Genomic DNA, 16,438 nt, shown 5'->3' with positions numbered 1-16,438 from the left:
TATTCAGGCGGCTTGCAGACCTATGGCGGTGCGCTGCATGGGCACGAAGCCGGGCAGGGCTTCAATGCGCTGCAGCCAGGCGCGCACATTGGGGTAGGGCTCGAGCGAGACGTTGCCCTCCGGCGCATGGGCGATGTAGCTGTAGTTGGAGACATCCGCGATGCTGGGTTCGGCGCCGGCCAGGAACGGGCTGCGAGCGAGTTCGGCGTCCATCACCCTGAGCAGGCTGTGAGCGCGGGCGATGACCTCATCGGCATTGAATGGCGCGCCGAACACGGTGATCAGCCGGGCCGCCGCGGGGCCGTAGGCCACTTGGCCGGCGGCCACCGACAACCAGCGCTGAATGCGTGCCTCGGCAAGCGCGTCCTGCGGCTGCCAGCTGTCGCCGCCGTAGCGCTTGGCGAGGTAGACCAGAATCGCGTTGGAGTCGCTGATATAGGTGCCGTTGTCCTCGATGACCGGCACCTGGCCGAACGCGTTGATGGCGAGAAACTCGGCGGATTTGTGTTCGCCGTTGGCCAGGTCGACGGACACCAGCTCATAGGGCAGCTCGAGCAGCGAAAGCATCAGTTCGACGCGGTGGGCGTGCCCCGAGAGCGGGTGGCGGTAGAGTTTGATGGGCTGTGACATGGTGCTGGCTCCGCAATGGATGCAAGGGGATCGGCGCAGCGGCAGTCCTGCGCTGGCGGAGCCATGCTGCGCCCTCGTCGGGCTGAGCAGAATCACCATGCGGCGCAATCCATAATTTCGTTTTCTGGAATAACGGCAGGCGCTGGCGCAGCGGGGGAATGCTCCGTCAGCGCGATTGGAAGGCGGGATGGGCGCGCAGTTGCGGCACGGCGAAATCGATGAAGGTCCGCACGCGTGCCTCGGCCCGACGGCCATGTCGGTAGATCAGCTGCACCGGTACGTCGGCGGCGGCAAACGCGGTCAGTACCGGTTCCAGCAGGCCGCGCCGCAGTTCGTCGTGGGCTTCGTAGCTCATGCAGCGAATCAGCCCCAGCCCCAGGGTGGCCGCACGGATGGCCGCGCGCTGGGTGGTGCAGGTGAGCGCCGGCGCGGGTTTTACCGGGCGAATGGAACGACCACAGCGGAACTGCCAGTGCGCCTCGTAGCCTGCCGAGTTCGTGGCCACCGCGCGATGTGCCTTGAGGTCATCGGGTGTCGCCGGTCGCCCCCATTTGGCGAGATAGGCGGGTGAGGCGCAGACAATCGGCCTGACGGCGCCCAGCGGCACGGCGAACTCCGATGAGTTGGGTAACTGGCCGATAACCAGCGCTATATCGATGCCTTCCTTGAGCAGCTTGGGTACGCCTTCGCAGGCGCGGATATCCAGCCGCACGTCGGGGAAGGCGTTCAGGTAGGCCACGGCGATGGGCGTGAATACCTGCAGATCCATCAGCAGCGGCAAGGCCACCGTCAGCTGCCCGTCGGGGCTGGCATGCACGCCGGCTGCGGAGCGCTCGGCCTGCGCGGTTTGCTCCAGGATGAGCCGGCAGCTTTGGGCGAACTGCTCGCCAGCAGGACTCAGCGCGACGCCACGCGGTCCGCGCATCAGCAGGCTGGTCTGCAGGCGCGCTTCCAGCGCGGCAATGGTGCGCATGACGGTGGCCGGCGACTGGCCCAGCTGGCGTGCCGCCGCGGCCAGGCTGCCGGCCTGTGCCACGGCTGCGAAGGTCTGCATCTGGCGATATCGACTCACGGTCAGGTTACCGGCATGGCCTGCAGCACCGGGTCGGCAAGGAATCGACTGGCGCAATGATCGACGAAGGTACGCACCTTGGCGGGAACCCGGTTGCCTCCTTGATACAGCACATGCACCGGCAGCGCCGGGGTCTGGAACGCCTCGAGGACGATCTCCAACTCGCCCTTGGCCACCCACTCGGCGGCCTGGTAGGACAGCACCCGCGTGAGCCCCCAGCCCAGACGCGCAGCATTGATCGCCGCCTGATTGGAGCTGACTGTCAGGCGCGGTTCGGGATGCAGGGCGATAACACGGTCGCCGACCCTGAACTGCCAGTCGGTGAGCAGGGTGCTGGTCGAGGACATCACCATCGGCAGCGCCAGCACATCCTCGGGTTGTTGCGGTCGGCCGACGCGTTCGAGGAAGCCCGGCGAGGCGCAAATCACCGGCCGGATCTGTCCGACCCTGATGGCTTGCAGGCTGCTTTCCGGCAGCTCACCGATGCGGATGGCAACGTCCACACCCTCATCGACCATGTTCACCACGCGATCCACCAGCACGGCGTTGAGCGTCACCTCGGGCTGTGCCGCCAGGTATTCGGTAATCAGCGGCATGAGAAACAGCTCGCCGAACATCACTGGCGCCGTCACCGTCAGGTTGCCGCGGGCGCGAACGGCGCTGCCGGCGGCCAGCTCTTCGGCTTCTTCGAGGTCCAGCAGGATGCGCTTGCAGTCCTCGACATAACGCCGGCCCGCTTCGGTCAGACGCAGGCTGCGCGTACTGCGTGCCAGCAGCAGGGTGCCCAGGCGGTTTTCCAGGCCGGCGATCACCCGCGTCACGCTCGGCGGCGACATGCCCAGCAGCCGGGCACCGCCGGCGAAGCTTTGTGCCTCGGCAACCGCCACCAGCACTTTCATTTCCTGAAACCTGTCCACTATCACCGCCAGCTGCAGAGTTGAGCCGACCACAGCGTAGCGGTTGACGAGCGCTTCGCCCACTGCAGCCGCGCCATGTTCGGCGGACTACCACGGGCTGCCGCCCACGGGTTCGCCTCTGTCTGCGCAGCAGTGAATTCAAGGCCCGCAACGATGCGGGCCTTTTGGGCGCGTGGTGCTTGCGGGGGCGTCGCTTGGCTCAGAACCAGCGATCGTTGCGCTTGCGGCCGCGCGTCATGACTGGAATCAGCAGGCCGAGCAGCAGGCCGGCGCCGGCGATGCTGCCGCCGTAGACCAGATAGCGCATCAGCACCTGTTTGTTCTCGTCGCCCAGGCGTGCCTGGGCTTCGCGCAGTTCGGACTGGCTTTCGTTCAGCGCGGCATCGAGCTCCTGGCGTCGTGCCTCCAGTTCGTCGATCAGCGCCTTGCGCGAATCCAGCGTCTCCTGCATGCCCTGTACGCGGGCTTTCCAGTTGTCGTCGATGGTGCGCAGCTGTTGGTCGAGCTCGGCCACCTGCTGCTCCAGTTGCGGTACGCGTTCGGCGTGGCCGGGCACCTCCTGCAGCTCGCGGCTGGGTATCCAGACGGTGTCGCCGTTTTCGCTGCGCACCTGACTGAAGTCATCCTTGGTGGTGATCAGCTCGACTTTCTGTCCTGACTGCAGCGTGCCGACGATGCGATAGCCCTCGGTCGGACCGCTTCTGACGTAGGTACTCAGCTTGTCGCTGACCCAGCGTTGCTTACTGTCGGTTTCCTGCGCGTGGACCGGGGCGGCGACGAGCCAGGTGGCGAGCAGACCGGCACCGAGCAGGCCGTGTTTGGACAGGCGTTGCGCAGTGCGGGCGGAATGCAGGGCGGGGCGGTTATGAAATATGGGCATGCAGACGTCACGTTAGAGAGAGAAAGATAAAGACCCCGATGACCGGGCCGGTGAGCGATGGACAACGATCCAGCTGAACCGCGGCGGCGGGCTTTTCGCTGCAGAATGCCGCTTGCGTAGATGGCAGCGTGCGAAGGGGGAGGCGTACAAAAACTCCCGGACGGGTACATGGCCCGCCACGCTATCGGTGTGGTCCGTCAGCTGAAAGACAGTTCGCCGGCTGTTGAGTTCCGTGGTGATTGGCGGTAGGCGCCGCTCCGGCGGCTGGCGCAGCGTCTGCTTCGCTGGCCAGCGCTAGCAGCGGGCTTTGTCGTTCGGTCACTGCAGCAGGGCGGCGTCACCGGCCAGGACGGAATCCGCCAGCGCGCGGGCCTCGGCAATGCGCAGTTGCTGTGCCAGCGCAGCGGAGAAACTGTGCACCGCTGACCAGCGCAGGTGGATGGCGTCGACGAAGGCGTTCGGCGGCGCGGTCCAGTTGTGGTCCGGAATCCAATATTGCGCGCCGCTCGGCGCCAGTGTGGCGTGCATGCGCCGATCGAAGTCGGCGAGGAAGCTGCCATCCGGATCATGTTCCGCCTTCCATTGCGGATGCAGTGGCGTGGAGACGACCAGCAGCTGCCGTCCCTCCCGCTGCAGCCGCTGTGCCAGGGTTCCGAGGGCCGTGAAGCAGCTGCGGTCGAGCGGTTCAGGGGCACCGTAGAACAGCCCGCGATCCTTCGCCGGCTCCAGTGGCCCATCGCCGAAGCGGTTGAATACCAGCGGGTCCCACTCGATGCGGTTGGCGCGCTGCAGTTTGACCGTCTGTGCATTACGCAGCAGCGAGCGGGGCGCGAAATAGCGCATGTAGTAGCCCCAGGGTGCGGCGTTCTCATAGACGTAGCGATCGGCATCAGTGCGATCGAACACGGCATCGGGCACTTTCCAGCAGCCGGCGAAGTCCAGCGGATCGGCAATCATCACCACCTGCCGGATACTCGGCTCGCGATCCAGCAGCCAGTCGGCGACGTATACGCTCTGATTGGCGTGCAGACCGCAGAAGCCGCCGTTGAAGGGCCGTAATTGGGGGGAGTGGCGGATCAGCGCGGCGCCATCGACGTGGCGCCAGGCGACCGAGGAGCCGATCACCAGCAGGTTGGGATCGGCGATCGGGTTGTTGCGCAGGAAGTTGAGCTTTTCATCGACGCACAGGCTGTTGGAGAAGGCCGGTGGCGGCAGGTTGTCGGTGAGGTTCAGCCCAGTCAGCAGCAGCACGAAGATGCCCAACGTGCCTAGCAGGCCGCTGCACAGCGCCAGCAGATAGGCTGGGGTGATCAGGTGCGATGCCGTGGCATCGTTTGCCGCGGGATAGTGAGAGACTCCGGAGGTGTCGGCTTTATGGTTCATGGGCTTAACGTCCCTCCAGCTTGCTGCCGATGAGCTGGACGAAATGGCCGACGTTCTTCAGTGATTCCAGTTCGGCCGTGCGGAACTTGATGCCGAAACGCTGCTCGGCGGCCACGATCAGCAGGACGTGCGTCTGGCTGTCCCAGCCATCGATGTAGTCGGCGGTGGTTTCCGGGCTGAGGACGATCGTGTCGTCGTCGAAAACGTCGTGGAAGACCTGGGTCAGCGCCGCGAGAATTTCCTTTTCGTTCATGCTTGCACCTGGATGAAGTGGTTGAGAGGGGCGCGCGAGGCCAGCTCGTAGCGCCAGAAATGGGCGTCGGGGAGGGCATTTGCCGGGGCCGGGTGCTGCTCGAAGCCGAGCTGTGGGTAATGCTCGGCCACCATGCCGTTACGCTCGGTGGGTCGGTACTCGCCGATCAGTGCACGCCAGCCGGCGCCCGCCGCGGCATCGGTCAGCACCTCGAGCACGGCCATCTCGACCTGACGGCCAAGTACGCGACAGCTCATCAGCCAGCTGTCGATGAGCAGTTCGTCCGTGTCGATGCCGACATCGGGACGGGCCAGCACCACGCTGATCAGTCCGTTGTCGCCGAACTTGTCCTCCAGGCGCAGGGCGAGGGCGATGACTCGCGGATCACTGGCCATGCGCTCGACCTCGGCCTCGGTGTAGCGGCGGGTGGTGAGGTTGAACTGATTGGTCTTGTTGATCAGCTGGGTGGCGCGCGCCAGCTCGGCGGGGCCGATGCGGCTGACGCGCAGGACCATCTGCAGGCCGCGCAGGTAGCCCTCAATGTCCGTGGCCTGGCCCAGCGCAGCCTTGCGTTCGGCGTTGAGCGCATAACTGCGACCGCGCCCGGCGTCATCGGAGGTGAAGGACACGGCCTCGAAATAGCCGGCAGCGGCGATGCGCGCGGGATAGTCGGCGACATCATCGGGCAGCTCCGGTACGGCAACTTCCGGCAGCTCGCGGCGCACGATATCGCGTTCGGCGGGGTTGTCGTCGACGAACACCAGGCTGTCGAGGCCGATATCGAGCATGCTTGCGATGCGCCGCAGGTTGCCGGCCTTGTCGTCCCAGTTGGCGACGAAGGCCGCGATATCGCTGCGCTTGAGCGCCATCTCCGGGTGCGCGAACGCCGCCTCGGCGACGGGCAGGTCGTTCTTGCTGCAGACCGCGAGAATCACCCCGCGACGTGCCAGTTGCGCGGCATAGCGCTGGAAGGCGAGGAAGGCCTCGCCGCTGGCGCTGCCCTGGCCGAGCTGGATGCCGTCGATGCCGTCATCGCCGATCACGCCGCCCCAGAGGGTGTTGTCCAGGTCGAGCACCAGACATTTGCGCGACAGTCCGGCGCTGGCCGCTGCAATCCGCGCCAGCTGGTCGCCATATAGCGGCGCAACCGTCGGACTGACCAGTTGCTTGGCCTGGTGCCAGCGCACCGGCTCAGCCAGACCATCGGCGTATGCAGCCGCTTGCCAGGCCAGGTCCAGCAGCAGTACGCCGTCCTCGCGGGCGGCCGTGCGAATGGCAGCGTTCAGACGTTCGATCAGCGCGAGTGGAGAGGCCGGCACCAGCGCCTCGAAGGCGCCGAACAACGGCGGGTCGGCTGGCACCAGCGTCTGCTGTACCACCTGCGCGGCATAGCGCTCGCGGGCGCGGCGCCAGAGCAGACGCAGTTCCTCGACGCGTTCCGCGACGGCGGCGTCCACTTCAGCCTGAGACGCCTGCAGGGGCAGCTGCATTGGCGCGTCATGGGCGTCCAGGGCCAGCACCAGCAGTTGCGGGGTGAAGGCGTTCAGCGCCGGGTCGTCAGCCAGCAGCGCCTGGCGGTACATGCCATAGGGTGCAACGTACAGCGACAGTGCCATGCGTCGCTGCAGCCCGGCGACGCGGATCGCCGGCAGCAGATGCTCGACGGTATGCGACGACAGCAGGGCAATGCGCAGTGGGCTGAAGCCGGCGGTCGGTCGCGCGCCTGGCTGCGTCAGTTCGGCGAGGCCTTCGGCGGCGAGCTTGTCGAGGCGTCCGGTATGAATGAAGTCGCGGCGGTAGCCGGCCAGTCGCGCTGCCTGCAGCAGCCGCGCGGATGGCGTGGGTGCGTGCTTGGCCGCAGCGATGGCAGCGCCGAGGTCGGGATGCGTGGGTAGCCAAGACAGCTGATCCATAGCGTGGCTCCTGGGGGTAGTCAGAACTGGAAGTAGAGGAACTCCGTAGGGGCGACGGAAAAGGCGATCGCCAGGGCGAAGAAGCCCAGCACGCCGACGGCCGCGCCATAGACCGGCGCCGGTTGCCAGGCAGCCAGCGGCAGCCAGCGTTCGATCCAGTGAGCCGGCGGTTTGAAGTTCAACGCGGTACGGAAGAGGCTCATCCATTGCTGGATGTTCGGCATGATCCAGACGAACGCCAGCAAGCCGACGATGTAGACGACGTCGGAGCGGTCCAGCTGAGTGCTGATCGGACTCAGGCCGAACATGCCGCTCAGCACCGCCAGTGCCGCAGAAAGGTTGGCCGCGCGGAAGAACACCATCGCCACCACCACACAGAAGAAGGTCAGCAGCACCGCGCCCACCCGGTGCCAGATCACTTCACTGTCCAGCTGCCAACCCTGACGCACCTTCCAGGCGCGCCAACCGTGAGCGACCACCAGGTAGAAGCCGTGCAGCAGGCCGAACATTACGAACTGCCAGCCGGCGCCGTGCCACACGCCGGAGATGAACATGGTCAGCATCGTCGGGTAGGCCACCAGCGCGAAGAAGGTACCGGCAGTCATCTTGCCCCGGCGCGGTTGTGGTTTGCCGGCGGCCATCCGTGCGCGCGTCACGCGCAGCACAAGCGGGTTGTAGATGTAGGCGGTGAGGAAGCGGGTCAGCGTCATGTGCCAGCGCGACCAGTAGTCGATGACATTGCGCGCCTTGAACGGGCTGTTGAAGTTGATCGGCAGGACGATGCCGAACAGCAGGCCGAGGCCGATCGCCATGTCGCTGTAGCCGGAAAAGTCGAAATAGATCTGCAGGGTGTAGGTCAGCGCGCCCGTCCAGGCGTCGTACAGCGAGGGCACCAGGCCATCCGCCGCGACGGCGAAGACCGGCGTGGCCTTCTGGCCGAGCGTGTCGGCGATCACCACCTTCTTGAACAGGCCGAGGAGGAAGATCGTGCTGCCGAGCGAGAAGTTGTCCAGCCGCAGACGGAAGCTGCTGCGGTCGCGGAACTGGGCCAGCATCTCGCTGTGGTGGGTGATCGGTCCGGCGATCAGTTGCGGAAAGAAGCTGATGAACAGGCAGTAGTTGACGAAGTCGTGCTCCTCCACCATGCCGTCGTGGGCATCGACCAGATAGGCGATCTGCTGGAAGGTGAAGAAGGAGATGGCCAGCGGCAGGATGATGTCGTCGATGTCCCAGCCGAGGCCCAAGGCGTCATCGAGGGTGCCGAAGAGAAAGCCGGTGTATTTGTAATACCCAAGCAGCAGCACGTTGGCCGTCACTGCCAAGCCGAGCACCAGGCGCGACGGCTGCTGGCGCAGATAGCCGCCAAGCAGGTAGTTGAACACCATGCTGCCGACCAGCAATGGCACGTAAGCGGGGTTCCACCAGCCGTAGAACACCAGCGAAGCGAGTGTCAGCCAGATGACCGCGAGTCGCTGTCGGCCGGAGCCGGTGAGGAGAAAGAAACCGATCAGCACTACCGGGAGAAACCCGGCAATGAATGTCACCGAATTGAACAGCATCGTCCTACTTCCTTTCCAGCGTACTTCCGATTACGCCGCCCAACCCGAGCGTGTCGGGTGTTGCTCCACAGCTGCCACGTCCCGCGCATCGATACGCACGTGAGGTGGCTGTGTCACTGTGGAAACAATCGCGGGCTTAACCGCTCTGTCGAGTGGAAAACCCGGCTAGGCTCCTGCCAACTCGGACACACTTTGCTAAAGAAAAGTTGCTGTGTTGCTGGGGCGCCAATGAACTTTTTTGGTGGTCGCGACGCGATTACGGTGGTCTGATCTGCTGCATGGCCCGTATTTCGGGGTGATGACGCATTGCGTGCGCTGGCCGGCCGGCGACGAACGGGCGCGGCGCGGCTGGGTGGCAGCGCCGCGAACTCTCGCGCGGCGTCATCGTCCCAACTCAGACAGTTCGTTTCGAAGGGGGAAGGCATGGCAATCCTGGATACGCGGGGGATTGGCGCGGGCACTTTGCTCAAGCGCACGCTCAAGGAATTCAGTAACGACGACATGTCCACCTACGCCTCGGCGTTGGCCTATCGGGCGTTGTTTTCGTTGTTCCCGTTCCTGCTGTTTCTCATGGCCCTGCTCGGTTTTCTCAATCTTTCGAACTTCTTCGCCTGGCTGAGGGAGCAGGCAGCGCTCGCCCTGCCGGCAATGGCCATGGAGCAGGTCAATCCGGTGATCGACCAGTTGCAGGAGCAGAAGAGCGGGTTGCTCTCGGTCGGTATCCTCGTGGCGCTGTGGACCGCCTCGGCGGGCTTTCGCTCGCTGATGAACGCGATGAACAGGGCCTACGACGTCAGGGAAGGGCGCCCCGGCTGGAAGCTCACGCTATTGTCCCTGCTCTATACGGTAGGTACTGCGGTCGTGCTGCTGTCGAGCGCCGGGCTGATGATCGTCGGGCCGCAGGTCATGGAATGGCTGGCCGATATGGTCGGGCTGAAGGAGACGGTCGTGTTGCTGTGGGCATGGTTGCGCTGGCCGGTGGTGGTGTTCCTGATGATGCTGCTGGTGGCGGTGCTCTATTACGTCTCCCCGGATGTGGAGCAGGAATTCCGTTTCATCACGCCCGGTTCGGTGCTGGCGGTGATCGTGTGGATCGCCGCATCGGTGGGCTTCGGTATCTACGTGCAGAGCTTCGCTGACTACAACGCCACCTACGGCAGCATCGGCGCGATCATCGTGCTGCTGCTGTACTTCTATATCTCCGCGGCGGTCCTGCTGCTCGGCGCCGAGCTGAATGCGGTAATCGAGCACCATTCGGTCGAAGGCAAGGACCCGGGCGACAAACAGATCGACTCCTGAACCGAGCGATGCGACGTCTGGCGAACGTCTATTCTGCATAAGGGTCCATACCGTTCATTACAGAACCTTGCGGACGCGGCGTGGATCGGCGAGGCAGGCCAGCCAGAGGGTTGGCGCCCGGCGCTGGGGCTGCCCCGGGGTTTCTGGACCGAAACCGGATGGAGACGTTGCATCTTGCATATCGCCGACATGACCATGTTCTACGCGCCGGCCAGTGGCGGCGTGCGTACCTACCTCGAGGCCAAGCACCGCCGTCTGCAGCTATATCCGGGAGTCCGCCACAGCATTCTGGTGCCCGGTAGCTGCTACCAGAACAACGCCGGTATCTACGAAGTGCCGGCACCCGCCCTGCCGTTCGGCAAGGGTTATCGCTTTCCCATCCGCCGTGGGCCCTGGCGCAACCTGCTGCGTTCCTTGCGCCCCGACCTGATCGAGGTCGGCGACCCCTACATGACCGCCTGGGCCGCGCTGGATGCCGGGCGCCGGCTGGATATTCCGGTGATCGGTTTCTATCACTCCGATCTGCCGTTGCTGGTCAGCAACCGTATCGGTGGTTGGCTGGGCACCAACATGAACGGCTACGTGTCGCGCCTCTACGGCAGTTTCGACCGGGTGCTGGCGCCCAGCCAGGTGATGGCGGACAAGCTGCTGGCGCTGAAGGTGCGTAATGTTTTCGTGCAACCGCTGGGCGTGGATCTTGAGACGTTCCACCCGACGCGGCGTGACGCAAACCTGCGGCGGGAGCTCGGACTGGCTGACGAAACCCGCCTGCTGATCTTTGCCGGACGTGGTTCGCGGGAGAAGAACCTGCACGTCCTGTTGGACACGGCGCGCATCCTCGGCCGCCCGTATCACCTGCTGCTGGTCGGCTCGAGCATGCCGCACCGGGTACCGGAGAACGTCACGGTGATCGACCGCTTCTGTCGTGCCGATGAAGTGGCGCGACTGCTGGCCAGCAGCGATGTGCTGCTGCACGCGGGCAATCAGGAAACCTTCGGCCTGGTTGCGCTGGAGGCGATGGCCAGCGGCATTCCGGTGGTCGCCGCGCGTGCAGGCGCCTTGCCGGAACTGGTGCCGTTCCATACCGGCCGGCTGTGCAAGCCGCTGGACGCGCGCTCGATGGCGCTGACGGTGCAGGAGCTGTTTGAGGGCGACCCGCACCGGCTTGGTCTGCAGGCACGCCAGCATGTCGAGGCCCATTACGCCTGGGATGCGGTGGTCGCCGGGTTGCTCGCGCATTACCACGCCGTACTCGGCACGGCTGACCTGCCGGTGGCCGTGCATGGCTGAACGGGCGCTGATGCTGGTGCTGCACGACGTCGCGCCGGAAACCTGGCCCGACTATCGCCCCTTCGTCGAGGCGGTAGATGCACTGGGGACAGTCCCGATTACCTGGCTGGTGGTGCCGGACTTTCATCGGCGCAATCCGCTGCAGGCGCATCCGTGGTTTTGTCAGCTGCTGGACACGCGGTTGGCGCGGGGTGATGAGCTGGTGCTGCACGGCTACTGTCACGCCGACGAGGCGCCGCCTCCACGTACGCCGCGGGACTGGTTCATGCGCCGGATCTATACCCACGAAGGGGAGTTCTACGCCCTGGAGGAGGCCGAGGCGCGCCGGCGACTAGCGCAGGGCATGCAGCTGTTCGCGCAACACGGCTGGCCGCTGCACGGTTTCGTCGCGCCGGCCTGGCTGATGAGTGCCGGCACGCGCCGGGCCTTGCGGGATAGCGGACTGACCTACACCAGCGATCCCCGGCAGTTCTATCTGTTGCCGGACTACGCGCCGATCGAGGCGCCTGGCCTGGTCTGGAGCGCGCGCAACGCCTGGCGGCGGGGGCTGTCACGGGTGTTCTGCGAACATCAGCTGCGCCAGCGACGCGAATCGGCGTTGCTGCGCCTGGGCCTGCATCCGGTGGACATGCGTCACGAGTTCTCGCGGCGCTACTGGCTGGAACTGTTGCAGCGCTTGTTGAAAGAGGGGCGACAGCCAGTCAGCAAGATTGAATGGTTGCGGCAGTACCTGTCATCGAGCCGGGCGGCATGAACCGGCGCTGGTGGCTGTTGTTTGGCGCGCTGCTCGCGGCGGCGCTGGTTCCGTTGCTGCTGGGCGGGACCGGGTTGTTCGAGCGCCTGCTGCGCTTCCCGCTGACGCTGCTGCTGGGCATGCTCGGGATGATTCTCGCGGGCTGGTACCTCAATGCCTGGCGCCTGCGCTTGCTGGTGGGGCGGCGCAGGCTAGGACAGCGCCGCGCCTTCGGCATCGTGGTGGCCACCGAATTCGCTATTTGCGCGACGCCGGGAGGGGCGGGTGGACCGCTGACGGCGATGGCGTTGTTGATGCGTCAGGGGGTAACGCCAGCACGGGGCACGGCCACCTATGCGGTGGAGCAGCTCAGCGATCTGCTGTTCTTCGCCTGCGCGCTGGTCGGCGTGCTGATCTATGCCATGACGCACGCGTTGAATGCTTACATCGCCAGCCTGCTGGGCTTCAGCGCGGCGCTGCTGCTGGGCGTGCTGGTGCTGCTGGCGCTGCTCGGACGTTTTCATCGCCAGGTGTTCCGCTTCAATGGCTGGCTGGTCGAGCGGCTGGGCATGAAGGCACGACGCCGACGGCGCTGGGCGCGCAAGGTGCTCGGATTTCGCAATGCGTTGCTCGATTGCTTTCGCCTGCCGCGGCGGGTGCTATTGGGTGTATTCGTGCTGACTACGCTGCATTGGCTGCTGCGCTACAGCGTGCTGTATCTGACGCTGCGCGGACTGGAAAGCGAGATCGCCTGGGCCTGGACCTTCCTGGTGCAGCTGCTGGCGTTGACGGCCGGTCAGCTCAGCCTGCTGCCTGGAGGTGCCGGAAGCGCCGAGCTGGCTTCGGCCGCGCTGTTGACGCCGATGGTGGGCAAGTCCACTACGGCGGCGGCGATTCTCATCTGGCGCTTCGTGACCTACTACTTCTATCTGATCGTCGGTGCGCCGGTGTTCCTGCAACTGGCCGGACGGCCGCTGCTTAATCGGCTGCTGCGTGCACGCAAGGCCACGGCCTGAGCAGTGCCGAGCGTTCCGATGGCCGGGGGAAACTATCGGGATGCCGGTTCAGTCCACTGTTAGCCATTCATGAATCAGAAGAGAGGTCGCCATGAGCAGTGCCGAAGACAAGATCAAAGGCAACACCAACGAAGCCGTCGGCAAGATCAAGCAGGGCATCGGCGAGGCCACCGATAATCCGCGTTTGAAAGACGAAGGGCAGCGTCAGGAGGTGAAAGGCGACGTCCAGCAGGTCAAGGGTGATGTCAAGGATGCGCTGAAGAAGGGCATCGACCGGGCTTGAACTCACGCGTGGGTGTCAGCCCTAATGAAAAATGCCCGCATTCGCGGGCATTTTTCATTGCAGCGCCGATTAGCGCTCGAGGTACTGCAGCTTGTCTTTCACGCCATCCCACTCTTCGGCGTCCGGCAGCGCATCCTTCTTCTCGGTGATGTTCGGCCACACTTCGGCGAGATCGGCGTTCAGCTCAATGTATTCCTGTTGATCCTCGGGCACCTCGTCTTCGGAGAAGATCGCCTGGGCCGGGCACTCTGGCTCGCAGAGGGCGCAATCGATGCACTCATCCGGGTGAATCACCAGGAAATTCGGGCCTTCATAGAAGCAGTCCACCGGGCAGACTTCCACGCAATCGGTGTATTTGCACTTGATGCAGTTGTCGGTGACGACGAAGGTCATTTCTAGCTATCTCCTCAGGCGTATCAGGCTGGCGTTGGCAGACGCCCCTGTGCGGCAGTCAGCTATGGCGGCATCAGGCAAATGCCGTCATATCCAAAAAATTGCGCGCGATTCTATCAGCTTATCCGCGCGTCAGACTCGTGATTTAAGGCTGTATAGCAGTTCGAGCGCCTGCCGCGGTGACAAATCATCGGGATTGATGCGGCCCAATTCCTCGATCACCGGATGCGGCAAACTGGCGAACAGGTCGTTCTGCACCGGCGGTACCGGCTGACCGGGCGTTATTCTCGGTGCTTCGTGGGGCAGGCTGGTGGTTTCCAGCCGCGACAGATGGTCGCGTGCGCGCTGGATGACCTCGCCCGGCACGCCGGCCAGTTGCGCCACCGCCAGGCCGTAGCTCTGGCTCGCCGGCCCGGGCAGCACATGGTGCAGGAAGACGATGCGCTCGTTGTGCTCGGTGGCCGAGAGGTGCACGTTGGCCACCACCGGCTCGCTTTCCGGCAGCACGGTCAGCTCGAAGTAGTGGGTGGCGAACAGGGTGAAGGCGCGCAGCTTGGCGAGGTGCTCGGCTGCCGCCCAGGCCAGCGAGAGACCGTCGAAGGTGCTGGTGCCGCGACCGACCTCGTCCATCAGTACCAAGCTGCGATCACTGGCGTTGTGCAGGATATTCGCGGTTTCGCTCATTTCCACCATGAAGGTGGAACGCCCGCCGGCGAGGTCGTCCGAGGAGCCGATGCGGGTGAAAATGCGGTCGACCAGCGACAGCTCGCAGGCCGCGGCGGGAACGAAGCTGCCGATCTGTGCCAGCAGCACGATCAGCGCGGTCTGGCGCATGTAGGTCGACTTACCGCCCATGTTCGGTCCGGTGATGACCAGCATGCGGGTGGCATCGTCGAGGCCCAGGTCGTTGGCGACGAAGGGCGTCTCCAATACCTGCTCGACCACCGGATGGCGGCCCTGCTCGATGCGCATGCAGGGCTGCTCGACGAAGCGCGGGCGGTTCAGGTCGAGGTTCAGCGCGCGCTCAGCGAGGTTGCTCAGCACGTCCAGCTCGGCCAGCGCGGCGGCGCTTTCCTGCAGCGGTGCGAGATGGCTGATGAGCAGTTCCAGCAGTTCGTCGTAGAGCAGCTTTTCGCGGGCGAGGGCGCGGCTCTTGGCCGACAGCGCCTTGTCCTCGAACTCCTTCAGCTCGGGCGTGATGAAGCGCTCGGCGCCCTTGAGGGTTTGCCGGCGGATGTAGTCGGCCGGCGCGGATTCGGCCTGTTTGCTCGGCAGCTCGATGAAGTAGCCGTGCACGCGGTTGTAGCCGACCTTGAGGTTGGCCAGCCCGGTGCGCGCTTTCTCGCGGGTTTCCAGGTCCATCAGGTACTGGCCGGCGTTTTCGGAGAGCGACTGCAGCTCGTCCAGCTCGGCGTCGTAGCCGGTCTTGAGTACGCCACCGTCGCGGATCACCGCCGGCGGGTTGTCGATGATGGCGCGCGCCAGCAGTTCGGCCAGCTCCGGGTAGGTGCTGATGCTTTTCGCCAGTTCCAGCAGATGCGGTGCCGCCAGGTCCTGCATGCCGGCCTGGAGCTGCGGTAGCGCAGCGAGCGCGTCGCGCAGGCGCGCCAGATCACGCGGACGGGCGTTGCGCAGGCCGATACGGGCGAGGATGCGTTCCAGGTCGCCGATGTCCTTGAGTTGCGGCTGCAGCTGTTCGAAACGGTAATGCTCGAGCAGGCAGGTGATCGAGTCCTGACGCGCCTCGAGAGTCTCGCGGTTGCGCAGCGGGCGATTCAGCCAGCGGGTCAGCAGGCGCGAGCCCATGGCGGTCTGGCAGCGGTCCATCACCGATTGCAGGGTGTTGTCGCGGCCGCCAGCCAGGTTGACGTCCAGCTCCAGGTTGCGCCGGCTGGCACCGTCGAGGATCACCGTGTCGTCGAGGCGCTCGTGACGCAGGCTGCGTAGGTGGGGCAGGGCGGTGCGCTGGGTTTCCTTGGCGTAGGCCAGCAGGCAGCCGGCGGCGCCGATGGCCAGGGTCAGGTTCTCGCAGCCGAAGCCCTTGAGGTCCTGGGTGGAGAATTGCTGGCAGAGGCTCTTGAACGCCGAGTCGCGATCGAAATCCCATGGCGCGCGACGGCGCACACCGCGGCGTTTCTCCAGCGGCAGGCCCTGCGGCCAATCGTCGGGAATCAGCAATTCCGCCGGGCTCAGGCGCTCCAGTTCCGCGAGCAGGGTCTCCCAGCCCTTGAGTTCCTGCACGCTGAAGCGGCCGCTGGCGATGTCCAGCACCGACAGGCCGAACAGCTTCTCGTCGCCGACCACCGCCGCCAGCAGGTTGTCGCGGCGCTCGTCGAGCAGCGCTTCGTCGCTCACCGTGCCGGGCGTGATGATGCGCACCACCTGGCGCTCCACCGGCCCCTTGCTGGTCGCCGGGTCGCCGATCTGCTCACAGATCACCACCGATTCGCCGAGCTTGACCAGCCGCGCCAGGTAGCCCTCGGCAGAGTGGAACGGAATGCCGGCCATGGGGATTGCCGTGCCCGCGGACTGGCCGCGCGCGGTCAGGGTGATGTCGAGCAGGGCGGCGGCCTTCTTGGCGTCGTCGTAGAACAGCTCGTAGAAGTCGCCCATGCGATAGAACATCAGCTGGTCAGGGTGCTCGCGCTTGAGCTTCCAGTACTGCTGCATCATTGGGGTGTGCGCGGAGAGGTCGGAGGTCTGCTTGGTCATCAGCTGATTGAGGCGTGGCTCGTTGAGGATGAGGTCGACGCTGCCCTGCCGGACGCAGAACACCATGTCGGTGCGCAGGCTGGAACCGCGACCTGAAAAGCCGGC

At 65.1% G+C, this 16,438-nt stretch carries 15 protein-coding genes; 5 read left to right on the top strand and 10 right to left on the bottom strand.

The features are described 5' to 3' along the window. Positions 1 to 3 precede the first annotated feature (3 nt). The 8 genes from N8H22_RS10940 to N8H22_RS10905 all read right to left on the bottom strand — a co-directional run bounded on the left by N8H22_RS10940 (position 4) and on the right by N8H22_RS10905 (position 8,607). Positions 4 to 630 (bottom strand): glutathione S-transferase, encoded by a 627-nt coding sequence (locus tag N8H22_RS10940; RefSeq protein WP_264590529.1) that lies wholly within the window; start codon positions 628 to 630, stop codon positions 4 to 6. Between the two features lie 166 nt (positions 631 to 796). After that, a complete protein-coding gene (locus tag N8H22_RS10935; RefSeq protein WP_264590528.1) occupies positions 797 to 1,702 on the bottom strand; it encodes a LysR family transcriptional regulator in 906 nt (301 codons plus the stop codon). Positions 1,703 to 1,704: 2 nt separating this feature from the next. Further along, a complete protein-coding gene (locus N8H22_RS10930) occupies positions 1,705 to 2,601 on the bottom strand; it encodes a LysR family transcriptional regulator (RefSeq protein WP_264590642.1) in 897 nt (298 codons plus the stop codon). Positions 2,602 to 2,818: 217 nt separating this feature from the next. After that, positions 2,819 to 3,499 carry a TIGR04211 family SH3 domain-containing protein gene (locus N8H22_RS10925; protein ID WP_264590527.1) on the bottom strand — a complete coding sequence of 227 codons (681 nt, stop codon included), beginning with the start codon at positions 3,497 to 3,499 and terminating at the stop codon, positions 2,819 to 2,821. Positions 3,500 to 3,817: 318 nt separating this feature from the next. After that, the gene (locus N8H22_RS10920) at positions 3,818 to 4,810 is read right to left on the bottom strand and encodes a hypothetical protein (protein WP_264590641.1); all 993 of its coding nucleotides are present in this window, start codon (positions 4,808 to 4,810) and stop codon (positions 3,818 to 3,820) included. Between the two features lie 76 nt (positions 4,811 to 4,886). Then, positions 4,887 to 5,135: an acyl carrier protein gene (locus tag N8H22_RS10915; protein ID WP_264590526.1), complete on the bottom strand. Its 249-nt coding sequence runs from the start codon at positions 5,133 to 5,135 to the stop codon at positions 4,887 to 4,889. Next, positions 5,132 to 7,048 (bottom strand): HAD-IIIC family phosphatase, encoded by a 1,917-nt coding sequence (locus N8H22_RS10910; RefSeq protein WP_264590525.1) that lies wholly within the window; start codon positions 7,046 to 7,048, stop codon positions 5,132 to 5,134. Before N8H22_RS10910 ends, N8H22_RS10915 begins: the two co-directional genes overlap by 4 nt. 20 nt (positions 7,049 to 7,068) lie before the next feature. Then, positions 7,069 to 8,607, bottom strand: a complete 1,539-nt coding sequence (locus N8H22_RS10905; protein ID WP_264590524.1) for an MBOAT family O-acyltransferase — start codon at positions 8,605 to 8,607, stop codon at positions 7,069 to 7,071. Positions 8,608 to 9,030: 423 nt separating this feature from the next. Here N8H22_RS10905 and N8H22_RS10900 point away from each other — a divergent pair, with 423 nt between their 5' ends. The 5 genes from N8H22_RS10900 to N8H22_RS10880 all read left to right on the top strand — a co-directional run bounded on the left by N8H22_RS10900 (position 9,031) and on the right by N8H22_RS10880 (position 13,228). Beyond that, a complete protein-coding gene (locus N8H22_RS10900) occupies positions 9,031 to 9,906 on the top strand; it encodes a YihY/virulence factor BrkB family protein (protein WP_264590523.1) in 876 nt (291 codons plus the stop codon). Between the two features lie 174 nt (positions 9,907 to 10,080). Beyond that, on the top strand, positions 10,081 to 11,196 hold the full coding sequence (locus N8H22_RS10895; protein ID WP_264590522.1) for a glycosyltransferase family 1 protein: 1,116 nt from the start codon (positions 10,081 to 10,083) through the stop codon (positions 11,194 to 11,196). Then, a complete protein-coding gene (locus N8H22_RS10890) occupies positions 11,189 to 11,950 on the top strand; it encodes a polysaccharide deacetylase family protein (RefSeq protein WP_264590521.1) in 762 nt (253 codons plus the stop codon). The genes N8H22_RS10895 and N8H22_RS10890 overlap by 8 nt, the downstream gene beginning before the upstream one ends. Then, positions 11,947 to 12,945 carry a lysylphosphatidylglycerol synthase transmembrane domain-containing protein gene (locus N8H22_RS10885; RefSeq protein WP_264590520.1) on the top strand — a complete coding sequence of 333 codons (999 nt, stop codon included), beginning with the start codon at positions 11,947 to 11,949 and terminating at the stop codon, positions 12,943 to 12,945. Before N8H22_RS10890 ends, N8H22_RS10885 begins: the two co-directional genes overlap by 4 nt. Before the next feature lie 91 nt (positions 12,946 to 13,036). Continuing rightward, positions 13,037 to 13,228, top strand: a complete 192-nt coding sequence (locus N8H22_RS10880; RefSeq protein WP_264590519.1) for a CsbD family protein — start codon at positions 13,037 to 13,039, stop codon at positions 13,226 to 13,228. Positions 13,229 to 13,297: 69 nt separating this feature from the next. Here the strand turns inward: N8H22_RS10880 and fdxA are convergent, their stop codons facing one another. Together fdxA and mutS are read right to left on the bottom strand one after the other, a co-directional pair. Continuing rightward, the gene (fdxA, locus tag N8H22_RS10875) at positions 13,298 to 13,621 is read right to left on the bottom strand and encodes a ferredoxin FdxA (protein WP_264590518.1); all 324 of its coding nucleotides are present in this window, start codon (positions 13,619 to 13,621) and stop codon (positions 13,298 to 13,300) included. 132 nt (positions 13,622 to 13,753) lie between these two features. Continuing rightward, complete coding sequence (gene mutS, locus N8H22_RS10870) at positions 13,754 to 16,333, bottom strand: DNA mismatch repair protein MutS (RefSeq protein ID WP_264590640.1); 2,580 nt, start codon at positions 16,331 to 16,333, stop codon at positions 13,754 to 13,756. Between the last annotated feature and the right edge of the window lie 105 nt (positions 16,334 to 16,438).

Source organism: Stutzerimonas sp. S1 (genome assembly GCF_025966695.1).
Lineage (GTDB): Bacteria > Pseudomonadota > Gammaproteobacteria > Pseudomonadales > Pseudomonadaceae > Stutzerimonas.
Note: the sequence above shows the minus strand (reverse complement) of the source record. Positions and strands in the feature narration are given on the sequence as shown.